Origin of the sequence: Roseomonas rosulenta (genome assembly GCF_016106005.1) — a bacterium.
In the GTDB taxonomy this organism is placed as follows: domain Bacteria; phylum Pseudomonadota; class Alphaproteobacteria; order Acetobacterales; family Acetobacteraceae; genus Neoroseomonas; species Neoroseomonas rosulenta.
Genome location: NZ_JACADR010000090.1, coordinates 1 through 16,004, shown reverse-complemented (window position 1 = coordinate 16,004; position 16,004 = coordinate 1). Strand labels below are relative to the sequence as shown.

At 71.0% G+C, this 16,004-nt stretch carries 15 protein-coding genes; 6 read left to right on the top strand and 9 right to left on the bottom strand.

Annotated features, from left to right (window positions below; genetic code table 11):
* On the bottom strand, positions 1–264 hold a 264-nt coding region (locus HW578_RS12810; RefSeq protein ID WP_198370940.1), incomplete at its 3' end, for a lysozyme inhibitor LprI family protein.
* A 107-nt stretch (positions 265–371) separates the two neighbouring features.
* Here HW578_RS12810 and HW578_RS12805 point away from each other — a divergent pair.
* The 4 genes from HW578_RS12805 to HW578_RS12790 are packed head-to-tail and all read left to right on the top strand — an operon-like array spanning position 372 to position 4,546.
* The gene (locus HW578_RS12805) at positions 372–1,580 is read left to right on the top strand and encodes a CaiB/BaiF CoA transferase family protein (protein ID WP_198370939.1); all 1,209 of its coding nucleotides are present in this window, start codon (positions 372–374) and stop codon (positions 1,578–1,580) included.
* 25 nt (positions 1,581–1,605) lie between these two features.
* Positions 1,606–2,745 (top strand): acyl-CoA dehydrogenase family protein, encoded by a 1,140-nt coding sequence (locus HW578_RS12800; protein ID WP_198370938.1) that lies wholly within the window; start codon positions 1,606–1,608, stop codon positions 2,743–2,745.
* Positions 2,745–3,746 (top strand): acyl-CoA dehydrogenase family protein, encoded by a 1,002-nt coding sequence (locus HW578_RS12795; RefSeq protein ID WP_198370937.1) that lies wholly within the window; start codon positions 2,745–2,747, stop codon positions 3,744–3,746. The genes HW578_RS12800 and HW578_RS12795 overlap by 1 nt, the downstream gene beginning before the upstream one ends.
* Positions 3,743–4,546 carry a crotonase/enoyl-CoA hydratase family protein gene (locus HW578_RS12790; RefSeq protein WP_198370936.1) on the top strand — a complete coding sequence of 268 codons (804 nt, stop codon included), beginning with the start codon at positions 3,743–3,745 and terminating at the stop codon, positions 4,544–4,546. The genes HW578_RS12795 and HW578_RS12790 overlap by 4 nt, the downstream gene beginning before the upstream one ends.
* Positions 4,547–4,548: 2 nt before the next feature.
* Here the strand turns inward: HW578_RS12790 and HW578_RS12785 are convergent, their stop codons facing one another.
* Positions 4,549–5,664: a PQQ-dependent sugar dehydrogenase gene (locus HW578_RS12785; protein ID WP_232478920.1), complete on the bottom strand. Its 1,116-nt coding sequence runs from the start codon at positions 5,662–5,664 to the stop codon at positions 4,549–4,551.
* Between the two features lie 98 nt (positions 5,665–5,762).
* Here HW578_RS12785 and HW578_RS12780 point away from each other — a divergent pair, with 98 nt between their 5' ends.
* On the top strand, positions 5,763–6,596 hold the full coding sequence (locus tag HW578_RS12780; protein WP_198370934.1) for an SDR family NAD(P)-dependent oxidoreductase: 834 nt from the start codon (positions 5,763–5,765) through the stop codon (positions 6,594–6,596).
* Positions 6,597–6,640: 44 nt separating this feature from the next.
* Positions 6,641–7,102: an MmcB family DNA repair protein gene (locus HW578_RS12775; protein WP_198370933.1), complete on the top strand. Its 462-nt coding sequence runs from the start codon at positions 6,641–6,643 to the stop codon at positions 7,100–7,102.
* Positions 7,103–7,107: 5 nt separating this feature from the next.
* On the opposite strand, the gene HW578_RS12770 is transcribed toward HW578_RS12775, so the two are convergent.
* From HW578_RS12770 to HW578_RS12740, 7 genes are all read right to left on the bottom strand, one after another.
* Entirely contained in the window at positions 7,108–8,937 is a 1,830-nt protein-coding gene (locus tag HW578_RS12770) for an SLC13 family permease (protein ID WP_198370932.1), read from the bottom strand.
* 15 nt (positions 8,938–8,952) lie between these two features.
* Entirely contained in the window at positions 8,953–9,633 is a 681-nt protein-coding gene (locus HW578_RS12765) for a MarC family protein (protein WP_198370931.1), read from the bottom strand.
* 31 nt (positions 9,634–9,664) lie between these two features.
* Positions 9,665–10,126 carry a hypothetical protein gene (locus HW578_RS12760; protein WP_198370930.1) on the bottom strand — a complete coding sequence of 154 codons (462 nt, stop codon included), beginning with the start codon at positions 10,124–10,126 and terminating at the stop codon, positions 9,665–9,667.
* Positions 10,127–10,186: 60 nt separating this feature from the next.
* The gene (locus HW578_RS12755) at positions 10,187–11,722 is read right to left on the bottom strand and encodes an AbgT family transporter (protein WP_198370929.1); all 1,536 of its coding nucleotides are present in this window, start codon (positions 11,720–11,722) and stop codon (positions 10,187–10,189) included.
* A gap of 1 nt (position 11,723) precedes the next feature.
* On the bottom strand, positions 11,724–13,106 hold the full coding sequence (locus tag HW578_RS12750; RefSeq protein ID WP_198370928.1) for a M20/M25/M40 family metallo-hydrolase: 1,383 nt from the start codon (positions 13,104–13,106) through the stop codon (positions 11,724–11,726).
* 106 nt (positions 13,107–13,212) lie between these two features.
* Complete coding sequence (locus tag HW578_RS12745) at positions 13,213–14,427, bottom strand: patatin-like phospholipase family protein (RefSeq protein WP_198370927.1); 1,215 nt, start codon at positions 14,425–14,427, stop codon at positions 13,213–13,215.
* Positions 14,428–14,576: 149 nt separating this feature from the next.
* A partial coding sequence (locus HW578_RS12740; protein ID WP_198370926.1) for a DcaP family trimeric outer membrane transporter occupies positions 14,577–16,004 on the bottom strand: 1,428 nt, incomplete at its 5' end.

Sequence of the window (16,004 nt, the reverse complement as noted above, 5' to 3'; positions counted from 1 at the left end):
CTCCCGCGCCGCCGGCCCCTCGCAGGCGCGGCGCTCCGCCAGCCAGGCGCGCTGCTGCGCCTGCAGCTGCGTGCGCTGCTCAGGCGTGGCGCGCTCCGTCGCCGTGCGCCAGGCCGCGGCGATGCGGCGGTCGAGCTCGGCCAGGTCGGCCTGGCCGCAGATCTGCCGTTCGTCCCAGGCGCGCGCGCGGGTGCAATCAAAGGAGGGCTGCGCCAGCGCGGGCAGCGGCAGCAGCACCAGGGCAGCGATCAGGATCCGCTTCATAGCCGCAACGGCAGCACATTCGCCCCCCCGAAGTCCACCACGCGCGCCGGGCTTTCCCGGGCGCCCATCCTGCGCCACCCTGCGCGGCCCAAGAGGACGGAGGAAACATGGCCGGGGCGCTGGATGGCCTGCGCGTGGTGGACCTGACGCGGGTGGTCGCCGGCCCGCTCTGCGCGCAGATGCTGGGCGACCTCGGCGCCGATGTCGCGAAGGTCGAGCGCCGCGGCGATGGCGACGATCTGCGCGCGCTCGGCCCGCCCTTCGTGCAGGACAGCGAGGACAGCACCTATTTCGTGACGCTGAACCGCAACAAGCGGTCCGTCTCGGTCGATTTCGCGCGGCCCGAGGGCGCGGCCATCCTGAAGCGAATGGTCGCGCGCACCGATGTGCTGATCGAGAATTTCCGCACCGGCACGCTGGCGCGCTACGGCCTCTCCTACGACGACCTGCGCGCGGTGAACCCGCGCCTGGTCTATTGCTCCATCACCGGCTTCGGGCAGGACGGTCCCTATGCCGGGCGCTCGGGCTACGACTTCGTGGCGCAGGCCATGGCCGGACTGATGGAAGTGACCGGCGAGGCCGACGGCACCCCGGGCGGTGGCCCGCAGCGCGTGGGCGTCCCGGTGGCCGACATGTTCACCGGCTTCGCCGCCACCGTTGCAATCCTGGCCGCGCTGCGCCATCGCGATGCCACCGGGCAGGGCCAGCGCATCGACGTGAACCTGTTCGAGACCATGGCCTCGCTCATGCAGGCGCCGATGTCCTCCTGGCTCAATGCTGGCAAGCTGCTCCAGCGCAGCGGCAACGAGGCGACCGTCGCGGTGCCCTACGGCGTGTTCGACGGGTCGGACGCGAAGTTCGTCATCGGTGTGCTGAACGACCGCGAGTTCGTGCGGCTCGCGGAGGCGCTCGGCCATCCGGAATGGGCCGAGGACCCGCGCTTCAAGCGCGCGCGCGACAGGTCGGAGCACCGCGCGGCACTGCTCGACCGCATGCGCACGCTGCTGCGCACGCGTCCCCGCGCAGAGTGGCTGGCGCGGCTGGAGTCGGCGAAGATCACCAGCGGCCCGATCAACACGGCGCGCGACGTCGAGGCCGACCCGCATCTGCGCGCGCGCGGGCTGATCGTGGAACTCCCGCACCACGCGGGCGGCACGGTGCGCGTGCCGGGCTCGCCGCTGCGGCTCGACGCGACCCCGGTGACGTATCGCCACGGCATCCCGGCGCCGGGCGGGGACACCGATGCGCTGCTCGCGGAGTTCGCCGGCATGGATGCGGCCGAGATCGCCGCCGCCCGCGCCGCGGGGATCGTGTGATGCGCGCCACGAGGAGGAACATCGCATGACCGGACTGCGCTTCGACCTTCGCGACCCGCCGCCCGGCGCGGCCGCACTGCGCGCCGAGGTCCGGGCCTTCCTGGCCGAGCACGAGCGCGCATGGACGCCCGAAGTGCGGGCGCGGTCCTGGATGGGTTTCGACCGAACCTTCACGCGCGCGGTCGGCGCGCGCGGCTGGATCGGCATGTGCTGGCCACGGGAATACGGCGGCGCAGAGCGCAGCTTCCTCGAACGCAACATCGTGCTGGAGGAGATGCTCGCCGCCGGCGCCCCGGTCGGCGCGCACTGGATCGGCGACCGCCAATCGGGTCCACTGATCCTGCGCCTGGGCACGGAAGCCCAACGCGAGAAGTTCCTGCCGGGCATCGCCCGCGGCGAACTCGCCTTCTGCATCGGCCTCTCGGAACCGGATTCCGGATCGGACCTCGCCTCGCTGCGCACGCGCGCGGACCGTGTCGGTGGCGGCTGGCTGCTGAACGGCCGCAAGATCTGGACCACCTTCGGCCACCTGTGTGATTGGATGATCGCGCTGGTGCGCACCTCGCCCGCACCCGAGGGCGGTTCGCGCCACCAGGGTCTGTCGCAGGTGCTGGTTGACCTGCGCGCGCCGGGCGTGTCCATCCGCCCGATCCGCGACCTGGTCGGCGAGGAAGGCTTCAACGAGATCACCTTCGACGACGTGCGCCTGCCGGAGGATGCGCTGGTCGGCCAGGAGGGCGCGGGCTGGGCGCAGGCGACGTCCGAGCTCGCCTTCGAACGCAGCGGGCCGGACCGCTACATGTCCTCCCACCCGCTGCTGGAAGCGGGGCTGGATGCCCTGCGCGCCGATGCGGCGGCGGCACCCGCCCTGGGGCGTGAAGTCGCGCGGCTCTGGACGCTGCGCGCCATGTCCACCGCCATTGCCGGCATGCTGCAGGACGGCGCCGACCCGGTGCGCCAGGCCGCGCTGGTGAAGGACCTCGGCAACGACTTCGAACAGGCGCTGCCGGGCGCCATGCGCGCGCTGCGCGACGTGGAGGCGATGCCTGAGCCGATGCGCCGCATGCACGACTACCTCACGCAGATCACACCCACCTTCTCGCTGCGCGGCGGCACGCGGGAGATCATGCGCGGCATCATCGCGCGCGAACTGGGACTGCGCTGATGATCGGCGCCGAACTCGCCGACCAGATGGCCCGCGCGCTGGCCGATGCGTCGGACGTGACCACGCTACGCCTGCTGGAAGCTGGCGCCTTCCCGCAGGCGGCGTGGGATGCGCTGGACGCGCTCGGCCTCGGCGCCGCGCTGGTGCCGGAAGCGCGAGGCGGCGCGGGGCTGGGCTTCGCGGATGTGATGCAGTTGCTCGAAGCGCTCGGCCGCGCCGGCGCGCCGGTGCCGCTGGCGGAAGGCATCGGCGCCGCGGCGCTGCTCGCCGCCGCGGGCATCGAGCCGCCGCCGGGCGTGCTGACTTTCGCTGCCGCCGGCGCGACGATCCCCTGGGGCCGCCACGCGGCACATGTCGTACTGGTTGATGGCGTGCGGGTCACGCTGCATGCCGCTGGATCGCTGCGTTGGGCCCATGGCAGCAACATCGCACGCGAGGCCCGCGACACGCCCACTGTCACCGGCGTACCGCTCGCCGAGGGCATGCTGCCGAACGCATGGGGCAGCGACGCGGCGCGTGCGTTGACCGCGATGCTGCGATCCGCGCAGATCGCCGGCGCGCTGCAGGCCGCGCTAGCGCTGGCAGTGGACCACGCGAACACGCGCAAGCAGTTCGGCCGTCCGATCGGGCGCTTCCAGGCGGTGCAGCAGCAGCTCGCGGTCTTCGCCGCGGAGGCCTCCGCCGCCTCCGTCGCGGCGTCCGCCGCCGCGCGCGCCGCCGACGCGCGCGGCCTGGCCGATGCCACCTTCGAGATCGGCTGCGCCAAGGTGACCGCCGGCGAGGCCGCGGCGAAGGGGGCGGCCATCGCGCACCAGGTGCTCGCCGCCATGGGCATCACCGAGGAGCACGCGCTGCACCACCTCACGCGCCGCCTGTGGTCCTGGCGCGAGGAGGGCGGGTCCGAGCGCTTCTGGTCCGCGCGCATCGGGGCGCTCGTGCAGTCCGCGCCCGGCCCGCTCTGGACCTTCCTCACGTCCCGCGACCAGGAACCTTCCGCATGACAGACTTCCTCAAGACCGAGCGCGACGGCCATGTCGTCACCCTCACGCTGAACCGGCCGGAGAAGCGCAACGCGATCTCCAGCGCGGAGGAATGCGCCGAGGTGGCGGATGCCTGCCGCGCGCTGAACCGCGATCCGTCCGTGCGCGTGGTGATCGTGACCGGCGCGGGCAGTTCCTTCTGCGCCGGCGGCGACCTCAAGGGCATGCGGGACCGCACCGGCATCACGCGCGGGGAGACCGGCGCCGAGATCCGCGAATCATACCGCTTCGGCATCCAGATGATCCCGCTCGCGCTCTACGAGATGGACATCCCGACCATCGCCGCCATCAACGGCCCGGCGATCGGCGCGGGGCTGGACCTGGCCTGCATGTGCGACATCCGCATCGCCTCCGAGGCCGCGCGCTTCGCGGAATCCTTCGTCAAGGTCGGCATCGTGCCGGGCGATGGCGGCGCCTACCTGCTGCCGAAGGTGGTCGGCATGTCGAAGGCGCTCGAGATGTCGCTGACCGGCGACCCCATCACGCCGGCGGAAGCGCTGGGCTGCGGGCTGGTGTCGAAGGTGGTCGCACCGGGCGACCTGATGGACGCCGCGCGCGACATGGCCGCCCGCATCGCGGTGAACCCGCCCCAGGCGGTGCGCCTGACCAAGCGGCTGCTGCGCGAGGGCCAGCACATGCGCCTCTCCGCGCTGCTGGAAATGTCCGCCGCGTACCAGGCGCTGGCGCATGGCACGCGCGACCACCGCGAGGCGGTGGATTCGATGCTGGAGAAGCGCGCGCCCTCCTTCGAAGGGCGCTGACGTCAGGCCGGGTCGAGCCTCAGCACCGCGCCATCGGGAGCATCCGTCAGCAGGTAAACGCGGCCGTCCGGACCCACCAGGACGTTGCGCAGCCGCGCCTTGCCCCAGAGCAGCCGCTCCTCGCCGGTCACGCGGTCGCCATCCGTGCTCAGGCGCACCAGGCCCGGCGTGTTCAGCGCCGCCACGAACAGGCTGCGCTGCCAGCCCGGAAGGGCCGCGCCGTCGTAGAAGGCGATGCCGGACGGGCTGACCGAGGGCACCCAGACATGGATCGGGTCGGCGATGTTCGGTGCGGAGGTGTCGCGCGAGATCCGCGGCCCCCAGTATTCGCGCCCGTGGCTGACCACCGGCCAGCCGTAGTTCTCGCCCCGGCGGATGACGTTGATCTCGTCCCCGCCGCGCGGGCCGAACTCCGCCTCCCACAGGCTGCCGGTCCAGGGATTCACGGCCAGGCCCTGCGGGTGGCGGTGGCCATAGGACCAGATCTCCGGCCGTACGCCCTGCTGGCCCACGAAGGGATTGTCGGCCGGCACGCGCCCGTCGCGAGTCAGGCGGATCACCTTCCCCGCTAGGTCGTCGAGCCGCTGCGCGCGCGCGCGCTCGTTCCGCTCGCCGGTGGACAGGTAGAGGTGCCCATCACGCCCGAAGACGATGCGGCAGCCGTAGTGCAGGCGGCCGCTGGCCTGCGCCGGCGTGGCATCGAGCACGCGGCGAATGCCGGTCAGCGCATCCCCGGCCGGCGAGAGCCTTGCGCTGACCAGCCGCGTCAGCGCGCCGCCTTCCACGGCCGCGGCCTGGCACAGGAACACCTCCCGCGTCCGGGCGAAATCCGGCGCGAGCGCGATGTCGAGCAGCCCGCCCTGGCCGGCCGCCTCGACCTGCGGCACGCCGGCGAGCGGCGGGGAGACGCGCCCATCCGTGCCGATCCGGCGCAGCCGCCCCGGCCGTTCGGTCACCAGAAGCGACCCGTCCGGCAGGAAAGCCGCGCCCCAGGGGTGTTCGAGCCCCTGCGCGAAGGTGGTGACGCGGAAGGTCGCGCGCTCCGAGGTGATGGGCGCATCCTGCGCCGCGGCCGGCGCGGCGAGCAGCGTAAGGGCGAGAAGGGTGCGGCGGATCATGGCGCGGAGGTGGTCCCACATCCCGCCGCGCGCAACCGTCCCGGGCTTCCGCCCCCGGCCATCCCGGTGCAGGCTCGGCGCATCGGAGGGAACGACACATGCAGGACAACACGCGCTTCGATGGCCGCGTCGCCATCGTCACCGGGGCCGGTTCGCGCGATTCGGGGACCAACGCCACCACGGTCGGGAATGGCCGCGCCATCTCGGTGCTGCTCGCCCGCCGCGGCGCGCGGGTGCTGCTGCTGGACGTCACGCAGGACTGGCTGCGCGGCACCGAGGACATGATCCGCGCCGAAGGCGGCACCTGCGCCAGCGCAGTCTGCGACGTCTCCAAGCCCGCCGACTGCGCCGCCGCGGTGGCCGAGGCGGTGCGCCTGTGGGGCCGCGTGGACATATTGGTCAACAATGTCGGCATCAGCGGCCCGCCCGGCGACGCCACCGCGGTGGACGAGGCCGCCTGGGACCACGCGATGCAGGTCAACGTGAAGTCCGTCATGCTCATGGCGAAATACGCAGTGCCCGAGATGCGCAAGCAGGGTGCCGGCGCGATCGTGAACATGGCCTCGATCGCCGGGCTGCAGGGCGGGCATCCGGGACTGCTCTACGCGACGACGAAGGGCGCGATCGTGCAGATGACGCGCGCGATGGCGGCGCATCATGGCGGCGACCTGATCCGCGTGAACGCGGTGGCTCCGGGCTATGTCTACACGCCGATGGTCGCCTCGCGCGGCATGAGCGAGGAACTGCGCCAGCAGCGCGCCAATTCCGGGCTGCTCAAGATCGAGGGCAGCGCCTGGGACGTGGCGGAAGCGGCCTGCTTCCTGGCCTCGCCCGCGGCGCGCTGGATCACGGGCGTAACGCTGCCGGTTGATGCCGGGCGGTCCGCCGGCAATGTCGGCGCCACGCCCAAGCCGAGCGGCCTGGTGCGCTGATCGCGGGCTTGACCGCGACGCGAACGAAGCACGAACATGGAAGAATGGACGCGCCCGAACGCACCCTGTCGGTCACCCGCGCCGCGATGCGCTTCTGCATTCTGCGCGGGTGGGCGCCGGTCGAGCAGGTGCCGCTGCCCGATGGCCGCCGCGCCGATATCCTCGCCCTCCTGCCCGGCGGCGACTTCGCCATCCTGGAGGTGAAGTCCTGTGCGCGCGACTACCTCACGGACGCGAAGTGGGAAGATTATCGCGCCTGGTGCGACCGGCTGTTCTTCGCGGTCGATCTCGACTTCCCGCAGGCGCTGCTGCCGGCGGATGCCGGACTGCTGGTGGCGGAGGACCGCGAGGCGGCACTGCTGCGCGACGCGCCGGAGCATCGCCTGGCGCCGGCGCGCCGGCGCGCGCTGCTGCACCGTGTCGCACTCCTCGCGGCGGGGCGGCTGGCCGCGATCATCGACCCGGCGGGGGCTGCCGAGATGCGCGCCGCGCTGCGCCTGGAATAGGCCCGCTACAGCGGCAGGATGATCGGCACCAGCAGAACGCTTAGCGCCATCACCGCAAGCGAGAGCGGCACGCCCACCTTGATGAAATCGGCGAAGCCGTAGTTGCCCGGCCCCACCACCAGCGTGTTCACCGGCGAGGAGACCGGCGTCATGAAGGCGGTCGAGGCGGCAAGTGCCACGATCATCGCGAAGGGATAGGGCGAGGCGCCGGTCTCCTTCGCGATGGCGAGTGCCACGGGCGCCATCAGCACCGCCGTCGCGGTGTTCGAGATGAACAGGCCGAGCATCGCCGTGATGACGAAGATCACTGCCAGCAGCACGCGCGGCGATGCCGCGCCGGCGAGCTCCACCACCGCATCGGCTGCGAGCTCGACGCCGCCGGTGCGCTGCAGCGCGATCGAGAAGGGCAGCATGCCCACGATCAGCACCAGGCTCTTCCAGGAGATCGAGTCGTAGGCGCTGGGCAGGTCCACGCAGCGGAAGATGCCCATCAGCAGGCAGCCGATCAGCGCGGCATGGACGTTGGTCACCCAGCCGCTGATCATCAGGCCGACCGTCAGCGCCAGGATGGCCACCGCTGCCGGGGCTCGCCCAGCCGCCGGCAGCACGTCGGCCCGTTCGGCGGGCATGTTGAGCACCACGAGGCCGTGGCTGTCGGCTTCCTGCTTCGCGATGTCGGACCAGAAGCCGGTCAGCAGCAGCGTGTCGCCGGCGCGCAGCTTCTCCTCGAGTAGCCCCTCGCCGACCGGCTTGCTGCCGTGGCGCAGCCCGATCACGGTCAGCCGGTGCTCAGCGCGGATGCGGGCTTCGAGCACGGTGCTGCCGACCAGCGGCGAATCCGGCGGCACGATCGCCTCGACCATGCCGATCTGCTGCGTGCGGTCGAAGAAATAGTCGCTGCCCTCGAGCGGCAGCACCTCGACGCGCAGCTGCTGCTGGAGCTGCCGGCCGCGCTCGGGCGCCGAGCGCGCATCGATCAGCACAAGGTCGCCCGCGCGCAGCTCGGCGGTGCCGTCGGGGCGGATAATCTCGGTGTCGAAGCGGGCCTGGCGCTCGATGGCGAGGATGTTGATCCCCTCCTTGCGCAGTTCCAGCTGCTCGAGCCGCCGTCCGACGAGCGGCGATTCGGCTAGGATGCGCACGCGGAAGGCGCGGCCCGTCAGGGCGTAGGTCTCCGCCCAATCGCGCAGGCTTGGCGGGCGATGGCTGTCGGTGCCGGGCGGCCGGCGGTCCGGCAGCAGGCGCCTGGCGAAGAGCATGTAGCCGATCGCGACCACCAGCACCGGCAACCCAAAGGGCGTGAAGGCGAAGAAGGAGAAGCCGGCATGTCCCTGGCGCACGAGCTCCGCGCTGACGACAAGGTTCGGCGCGGTGGCGACCAGCGTCATCATGCCGCTGATCAGCGCCGCGACTGAGAGCGGCATCATCAGGCTGGACGGCGCAGCGCCGGTCTGCTGGCAAATACGCAGCGCGATCGGGATGAAGATGGCGACCACCGCAGTGCCGCTCATGAAGGAGCCAAGCCCCGCGCAGGCAACCATCAGCAGGACCAGCAGCCGCGTCTCGCTGCCGCCCGCGCGCGCGCTCAGCATGTCGCCGATGCGCTGCGCGGTGCCGGTGCGCACCAGCCCCTCCCCCACCACGAACAGCAGCGCGAGCAGCACAACGGCGGGGTCGGCGAAGCCGGCGATCGCCTCGTTCATGGTCAGCACGCCGGTGAAGGGCAGCATCGCCATCATCAGCAGCCCGACCGCATCCATGCGCGGCCGGTTGATGACGAACATGACGATCGACGCGCCGAGCAGCGCGAGGACGAGGATGAGGTCTGTGGTCATGGCGGGTCCCGTCGATCAGCCGGCGCGCACGGCGATCAGCGGCCGCAGCGCGTCGGTCACGCCGGTCAGGATGATCTGGCAGCCGATGCACAGCAGTAGGAAGGCGGTGAGCTTGGTCGCGACCAGCGTACCCTGCGGGCCGATCCGCCGGGCGATCGCCTCGGAATAGGCATAGGCAAGCCAGATGCACGCCGCGACGGACGCGGCGACGAACAGCGAGGACAAGGCGCTGACCACCAGCACGCCCTGGGATTCGGTGGTGCGTTCAGCCCCCAGCGCGATGGAGGCGGCGATCGACCCCGGGCCGGTGGTCAAGGGCAGCGTGAGCGGGAAGAAGGCCATGCGCTCGATCGGCGCGGTGTCCATCGCAGCCGGTGCCTTCGATTCCTCCGGTGGGGCGCGCAGCATGACCCAGCCCGAGGCCGCTACCGCCAGCCCGCCGCCGATCCGCAGCGCCTCCAGCGAGATGCCAAAGAAGGACAGCACGCGGGAGCCTAGGAACAGCGCTACCACCAGCACGATGAAGGAGTTGATCGCGATCTGCCGCGCCAGGCGGGAGCGTTCGCGCGCCGTCAGCCAGCGCGTCATGTCGTGGAAGACGAAGGCGACGCCGAAGGGGTTGATGATGCTGAGCAGCGTCGAGAAGCCGAACAGCCAGAAGGACAGCGCCTTCGCCACCAGGAAGCCGTCGATCATCGCGCTGCCCCCCGGAGGGGGGCGGCGAGTGTCAGCGCAGCTCGATGGTCACGCCGGCCTCGTTGAAACGCCATTGGCCGCCGGCACGCTCGGTGCGCAGGCGCAGCTCGACGCCGGCCTGGTTGCGCAGGAAGCGCGTCTCGGGCCCGCTCGGCGCACCCTGCGTGCGCGGCACGACGCGTTCGGTGTAGCGGCCGGCGAAATCCTCGAGCCGGCGGAGGTTGAAGACCTCCCCGCGCGCCGACAGGGATGACACGCCCACGCTGCCGAATTCGATGCCGCGCACCGAGAAGCGATGTTCCTCGCCCCGGAAGTGCAGTCGCCCGCCGCCGATCGAGGTGCCAACCGCGAGCACGCCGACGCGCACCTGCTCGATCTCGATCGAGCCGTCGGGGTTGGGGTCCTGTCGGCCACGCTGCTGGGCGCGGGCCGGCGGCATGGCCAGACCGAGGCCGAACGTGGCCGCGGCGGCCAGGAAGGTGGCTCTGTTCAACCGGTCTCTCCGGGGCGATGACGGTGCCCCCCTTATGCCCCAAGCCGCGAGCGCCCGCCATCACAGGCCCCAGGGCAGCTTGAGGAGGTGCCAGCCCGCCAGGAACGCCGTCCAGATCACGCAGATGACCAGCACATACGGCAGCATCAGCGCGATGACGGTGCCCACCCCGGCATCCTTCTGGTACTTCGCCGCAAAGGTCACGATCATCGCGAAATAGGCGTTGAGCGGCGTGATCGAGTTCATCGGGCTGTCGCCGACGCGATAGGCGGCCAGCACCGCCTCCGGCTCGACGCCGAGCTGCATCAGCAGGGGGACGAAGATCGGCGCGAAGATCGCCCACTTGGCGATAGCCGCGGTGATGATGAGGTCGAGCAGGAAGACCACCACCACGAAGCCGAGCAGCAGCCACAGCGCATCGAGGTTCATCTGCTGCAGGATGCGCGCGAGGGAAACGGCCGCGAGCGTCGCCATGTTGGTGTAGTTGAAGAAGGCGATGAACTGGCTGATCACCAGCAGCAGCAGGATCAGCCCGGACAGGCCCATGATCGCCTTCTGCATGGCGGCGACCACGTCGTTGGTGCCCTTCATGGTACCCGCGCCGATGCCATAGGCCGCGCCGCAGACAAGGAAGATCAACGCGATCGACACGATCAGGCTGGTCATGAAGGGCGAATTGCCGATGATCGCGCCGGTCTCGGGGTTGCGCAGCGGCGCGCCGGGCGGCAGCACCAGCAGCGCGAGAACGCCGAACACCGCCAGCATGCCGTACAGCGCGTAGCGCAGCCCGCGATACTCGTCGTCGCTCAGCCCGGTCTCGCCGGGCACCACGTAATCGCCGGTATAGGGGCCGAGGCGTGGTTCGATCACCTTCTCGGTGATCAGCCCGATCACGATGGTGAGCAGCACCACGGAACCGATCGAGAACCACAGGTTCGCCGCAAGATCGATCGACTTGTTCGGATCGACCAGCCGGATCGCGTCGTTGGTGATCTCGGTCAGGATGCCATCGGTCGGCACGATCAGGATATTGACCAGGAAGGCCGAGGCCACCGCGGCAAAGGCCGCCGCGAGGCCCGCCAGCGGATGCCGCCCCACGCTGATGAAGGCCGCCGCGGCCAGGGGGATCAGCACCAGGTAGCCGGCATCCGCCGCGATGGAGGAGACGATGCCGACGAAGACCAGGATGTAGGTCAGCAGCTTGCGCGGCGCGACCACCACCAGCTTGCGGATCAGCGCCTTGACCAGCCCCGATTCCTCGGCGACGCCCACGCCCACCATCGCCACGATGATCACGCCGACCGCATTGAAGTTCATAAAGTTCTGGACGATTCCGGTGAACATGAAGCGGATGCCGTCCACCGTCAGCAGGCTGCGCGCCGCCGTGCTGGCCGGCTCGATCTCCCCGGTCGCGGGATTATAGGCCTGGTAGCTGACCCGCACGCCCAGCAGACCGAGCACGGCCGAGAGCACGATCACGATGGCGATCAGGTAGACGAAGATCATCACCGGGTGCGGCACGCGGTTGCCCACGCGCTCGACCGCGTCCAGCACCTTCTGCATCGCCGTCTTCGGCGCTTCCGTCGTCGTGCTCATGTCAGTCCGCCAATGCGTGAAGAATGCGCGCCCAGGAGCGGATGCCCTTCTGGAAGCTGGTGAGGTTGTACTTCTCGTTCGGGCTGTGGATGCGGTCGTCATCGAGCCCGAAGCCCGCCAGCACCACATCCATTCCCAGCGAGGTCTTGAGCATCTGCGTCACCGGGATCGACCCGCCGCCGCCGATGAACACGGCCGGCCTGCCCCATTCGGCGGTGAGCGCATCGCGCGCCTTGCCGAAGGCGGGGTTGTCCACTGGGAAGGCAATGGCGCGGCCCGAGCCGTGCTCCTTGAACTCGGCGCGGCAATCGGCGGGCAGGCGGGCCAGGACGTGCGCGCGGAAGGCGTCGCGCACCTTGTGCGGATCCTGGTCGAAGACCAGGCGGAAGCTGACCTTGGCGGAGGCCACCGCGGGGATCACGGTCTTGAATCCCTCGCCCTGGTAGCCGCCGCCCATGCCGTTGATCTCGCAGGTCGGGCGCGACCAGGTCTGCTCCAGCACGGACCGCCCGCGCTCGCCCGCCGGCACCGACAGCCCGACGGCGCCGAGGAAGGCCTTCTCGTCGAAGCCGAGCGTGGCCCATTGCGCGACAAGTTCGGCCGGCGGCTCCGGCACACCGTCGTAGAAGCCAGGCAGCGTCACGCGGCCCGTCTCGTCGTGCAGGTCGGCCAGGATGCGCGCCAGCACGCGGTTCGGGTTTGCCGCCGCCGATCCGTAGAAGCCCGAATGCAGGTCGCGGTCGGCGGCGTGGATGGTCACTTCCTCGCCGCACAAGCCGCGCAGCATGGTCACGATCGCCGGCGTGCGCGCATCCCACATGCTGGTGTCGCAGATCAGCCCGATATCCGCGCGCAGCTCCGCCGCGTGCTCGGCCAGGAAGGCGGGCAGGCTGGCGCCGCCCGATTCCTCTTCGCCCTCCAGCAACACCGTGACGGGGATCGGCAGGCGGCCGGTCACGGCCTTCCAGGCGCGGCAGGCCTCCACGAAGGCCATGAGCTGGCACTTGTCGTCGGCGGATCCGCGGCCGGTGATGATCTTCGTGCCGTCCGGCAAGGTCTGGATGGTCGGCTCGAAGGGATCGCGGTCCCACAATTCCAGCGGATCGACCGGCTGCACGTCGTAATGGCCGTAGAACAGCGCCGAGCGCCCGGGCGCGCTGCGGTCATGCGCGACCACGATGGGATGGCCCGGCGTTGCGCGCGCGCTCGCCTCGAAGCCGATGCTGCGCAGGTCCTCCGCATGCCATTCGGCGTTGCGGTGGCATTCCTCGGCATAGGCGGGGTCAGTCGAGATCGACTTGATGCGCAGCACGGCGAAAAGCCGCCCCAGCGCCGCATCGGCATCGGCGTCGATCCGGGCAAGGACGGCCTCGAGCTGATCCATGCACTTCCCCCCTCGCGGATTCGCCGCCGCGCCGCGCGACGATATCCGCTTTTTCCGCGGCCGGACTATTCCATTCGTTCCAGCATTTGGCCGTGCGTCCGCCGTGCTACCGCGGCGCCGAGGGGTCGATCGACCCGATCGGGCGCAACGCGTCGAGCCACCGCCCGCCCTGGCGCCCCTGCGCCTCGCCATAGGCAAACAACGCGCGCATGTACGCCGTCTCGAAGGGCTGGTCGCGCGTCTCGGTGAAGTCGGTGCCGATATAGGCCAGGCGGAATCGCACGCCGTCGCGCTGCGAGGTCAGGTAGACGCGCACGATGTCGTTCACCGCGCTGAAGTGCAGCAGGGTGGAGGCCGCCCGCCCGGTGATCGAGATGATCGACCGGTTGGTGCTGGACCATTCGGTATCGAGCCGCCCGTTGCGCACCACCCAGGCGGTGCGTTCGCGCAGCCGCGGCGCGCCGGCCCCGCGCAGGTCGATCCCCGGCGGATAGAGGAACAGCTGCAGCGCCGCGCCGCCATCCACGTGCATCTCCTGGTAGGCGCGCCCGCCGCTCTCGACATTGACCAGCACCGGCGGGAAGGCGCCGGGGATCGAGGCGGAGGCGAGCAGGATGCGCCGCACGAGCTCCAGCGCCTCCGGGCGCCCGCTCGCGGCGATGGCGCCGATGTTCCAGAACACGGGCCGACCGAGGTCGAGGTTGGTCGTGCCGATCAGCAGCAGCCGGCCGCGGGCATATTCGCGCGCGATGCCGGCCATCAGCGCCTCGTTCACATGACGCTCGATCAGGCGATAGAGCGGCGAGGTGTCGGCCAGCGCCTCGCCGAACAGCAGGGCGCGCAGCTTGCTGCCGATCACCAGCACGTCGGTCGGCGCGACCTCGGTGAACACCTCGCGCAGCTGCGGGTCATAGTCGGGGCCCATGAAGGCGAAGGGCGCGATCAACGCGCCGGCCGAAACGCCGGTCACCAGGTCGAAGGAGGGCCGCTGGCCCGAGGCCGTCCAGCCCACCATGAGCCCGGCGCCGAAGGCGCCGTTGTCGCCGCCGCCCGACAGCGCCAACAGGTTCGATGGCGGGAGCCGCCCGCGTGCCCCGGGCGGCAGCGCCGCAACCTGGCGCTCCTGCATCATCAGCCATTCGCGCGACAGCGGCGCGGTGTCAGCGTCGAGCCAGAAGCGCGCATTCTGCAGCCCCAGGATGGGCAGTGTCTCGGTGGCGCGCAGCGGCGGCGGATCGAGCCGCGCGATGCTGCCGCAGCCGGCCAGCGCCAGCAGCAGGAACGGCACCAGCCACAGGCGTCGCATCACGGACAGGCTCATCGGGCGTCTCGCTCCTGCCAGGACCTTCCGCCAGCGGGTCTCGCGGCGCGGGACGCGGCCCTGCATCCTAGGTCGCGCCGGCGGATGCCGGGAAGCGGCCTCTGCGCGACAGTTGCGCGACACCCGGCGGCGGGGCGCGCCACAGACGCTCAGAACCGCGCGATCGCCGCGAACAGCACGCGGTTCGCGATGGCGTGCCCGAACCCCGCCGACCCGCCGGCCTGCGCGCCGCCGAACAGGTCGCGCCGGGTGAACAGGTATTCGATGCCGACATCGAGCCACCCGCTGTTGAACACGCCGTTGCTCACCGTGCCGAAGGGGCTCCAGATCAGGTTCGCGAAGACCTGCTGGTACTCGCGATTGAGCGAGGTCGCCGCCGCCGAACCTGGCGCGAAGCTCATGGCGTAGCCGGGGAAGTCGCTGCGCGCATAGGCATAGGTGACGTTGCTGCGCAGCTGGTCCGTCCAGAAGCGCCGGTAGGCGATGGTCGCACCATAGGTCGGCACGGGATCGAGCCCCGCCTGCAGCACACCCGGCAGGCCGAGGTCGGTCAGCGCGTCCTGCCCGGAATTCTGCCCCGCAAAATACCGCCCGATGCCCTCGCCATAGAAGGCCATGCCGACGATCTCATCCGGGCCGAAGGCCTCCGCCAGCCAGCGCATCGGCAGCCGCACCAGGCCCGAGACACCCCAGGCCAGCGCCGTGTCCGAGACGGGCGCGATGCCCGCCGCAGCCGTGCCGTCGGTGCGCAGTTCCAGCTGGCGCAGCAGCGCGCGGCCCATCACCTCCGCGCCATCGTGCCGCCAGCTCACGCGCGCCAGCAGGTCGGGCACCGAATTGAAGGCCGGGCTGGCGCCGCCATCGAGGCTGCTGCCCGGCGTGAAGGCACCGGCGGCGGAGGTATAGGAGGTCTCCGGCGCCTCGACCGAGATCATGCCCATCACGCCGTTCCCGCGCGGCGGCCCCCAAGTCACGCGCAGCTGCGCCTGGCGGATGAAGGACTGGTTCAGGTTGGTGGCGTCGATCAGCGTCTCGAAGACGCCCTCGTTCCACAGGCTGTTGGCCTGGCCGATCAGCACGCGCAGGCTGTCGTCGCCGAGTTCCGCCCAGGCCTGGCGCAGCCGGAACACCGCATTGGTGGAGGTCGGGGACCCGCCGCCGAAATCGCCCTCGAGCCGCGTCTCCAGCGTGCCCCAGCGCGTCAGCGTCTGGGTGTCCAGGCCGAAGCGGCTGAATCGCGCGGTCATGCCGAAGTCGCCGCCCTGCGCGTCGGCCGGGCTGCCGGCCAGCGGGATGGTCTGCGGCGGCGGCGCGTCGGTCTGGTTGCGTCCGCCGAAATCGTAGTACCCAGTCAGCTTAGCGAAGCCGTAGAGGCGCACCTGCGTATCGGTGCCCGGCACGCGAAAGGCGATGCCCTGCAGGTCGGAACGCAGAGCGTCGCCCGTGGCCGTCTGGTCGCCCTGCGCGCTCGGCGCCTGAAGCCCGGCGACGTTGGGCGCGAAAGGCGCGGGTGCGGCGGCGAGTGCCGCCTGCGCAGCGCGCGCCTCGGCCGCGGCGGCGCGGGCCTCGGCGGCGGC

Bases quoted from the DNA above. Each gene is read 5' to 3' on its own strand.
- HW578_RS12800 (WP_198370938.1), top strand. From the start codon at position 1,606: ATGACCGGACTGCGCTTCGACCTTCGCGACCCGCCGCCCGGCGCGGCC.
- HW578_RS12770 (WP_198370932.1), bottom strand. From the start codon at position 8,937: ATGACCACAGACCTCATCCTCGTCCTCGCGCTGCTCGGCGCGTCGATC.
- HW578_RS12745 (WP_198370927.1), bottom strand. From the start codon at position 14,427: ATGAGCCTGTCCGTGATGCGACGCCTGTGGCTGGTGCCGTTCCTGCTG.
- HW578_RS12780 (WP_198370934.1), top strand. From the start codon at position 5,763: ATGCAGGACAACACGCGCTTCGATGGCCGCGTCGCCATCGTCACCGGG.
- HW578_RS12790 (WP_198370936.1), top strand. From the start codon at position 3,743: ATGACAGACTTCCTCAAGACCGAGCGCGACGGCCATGTCGTCACCCTC.
- HW578_RS12785 (WP_232478920.1), bottom strand. From the start codon at position 5,664: ATGATCCGCCGCACCCTTCTCGCCCTTACGCTGCTCGCCGCGCCGGCC.
- HW578_RS12765 (WP_198370931.1), bottom strand. From the start codon at position 9,633: ATGATCGACGGCTTCCTGGTGGCGAAGGCGCTGTCCTTCTGGCTGTTC.
- HW578_RS12805 (WP_198370939.1), top strand. From the start codon at position 372: ATGGCCGGGGCGCTGGATGGCCTGCGCGTGGTGGACCTGACGCGGGTG.
- HW578_RS12750 (WP_198370928.1), bottom strand. From the start codon at position 13,106: ATGGATCAGCTCGAGGCCGTCCTTGCCCGGATCGACGCCGATGCCGAT.
- HW578_RS12775 (WP_198370933.1), top strand. From the start codon at position 6,641: ATGGACGCGCCCGAACGCACCCTGTCGGTCACCCGCGCCGCGATGCGC.
- HW578_RS12795 (WP_198370937.1), top strand. From the start codon at position 2,745: ATGATCGGCGCCGAACTCGCCGACCAGATGGCCCGCGCGCTGGCCGAT.
- HW578_RS12755 (WP_198370929.1), bottom strand. From the start codon at position 11,722: ATGAGCACGACGACGGAAGCGCCGAAGACGGCGATGCAGAAGGTGCTG.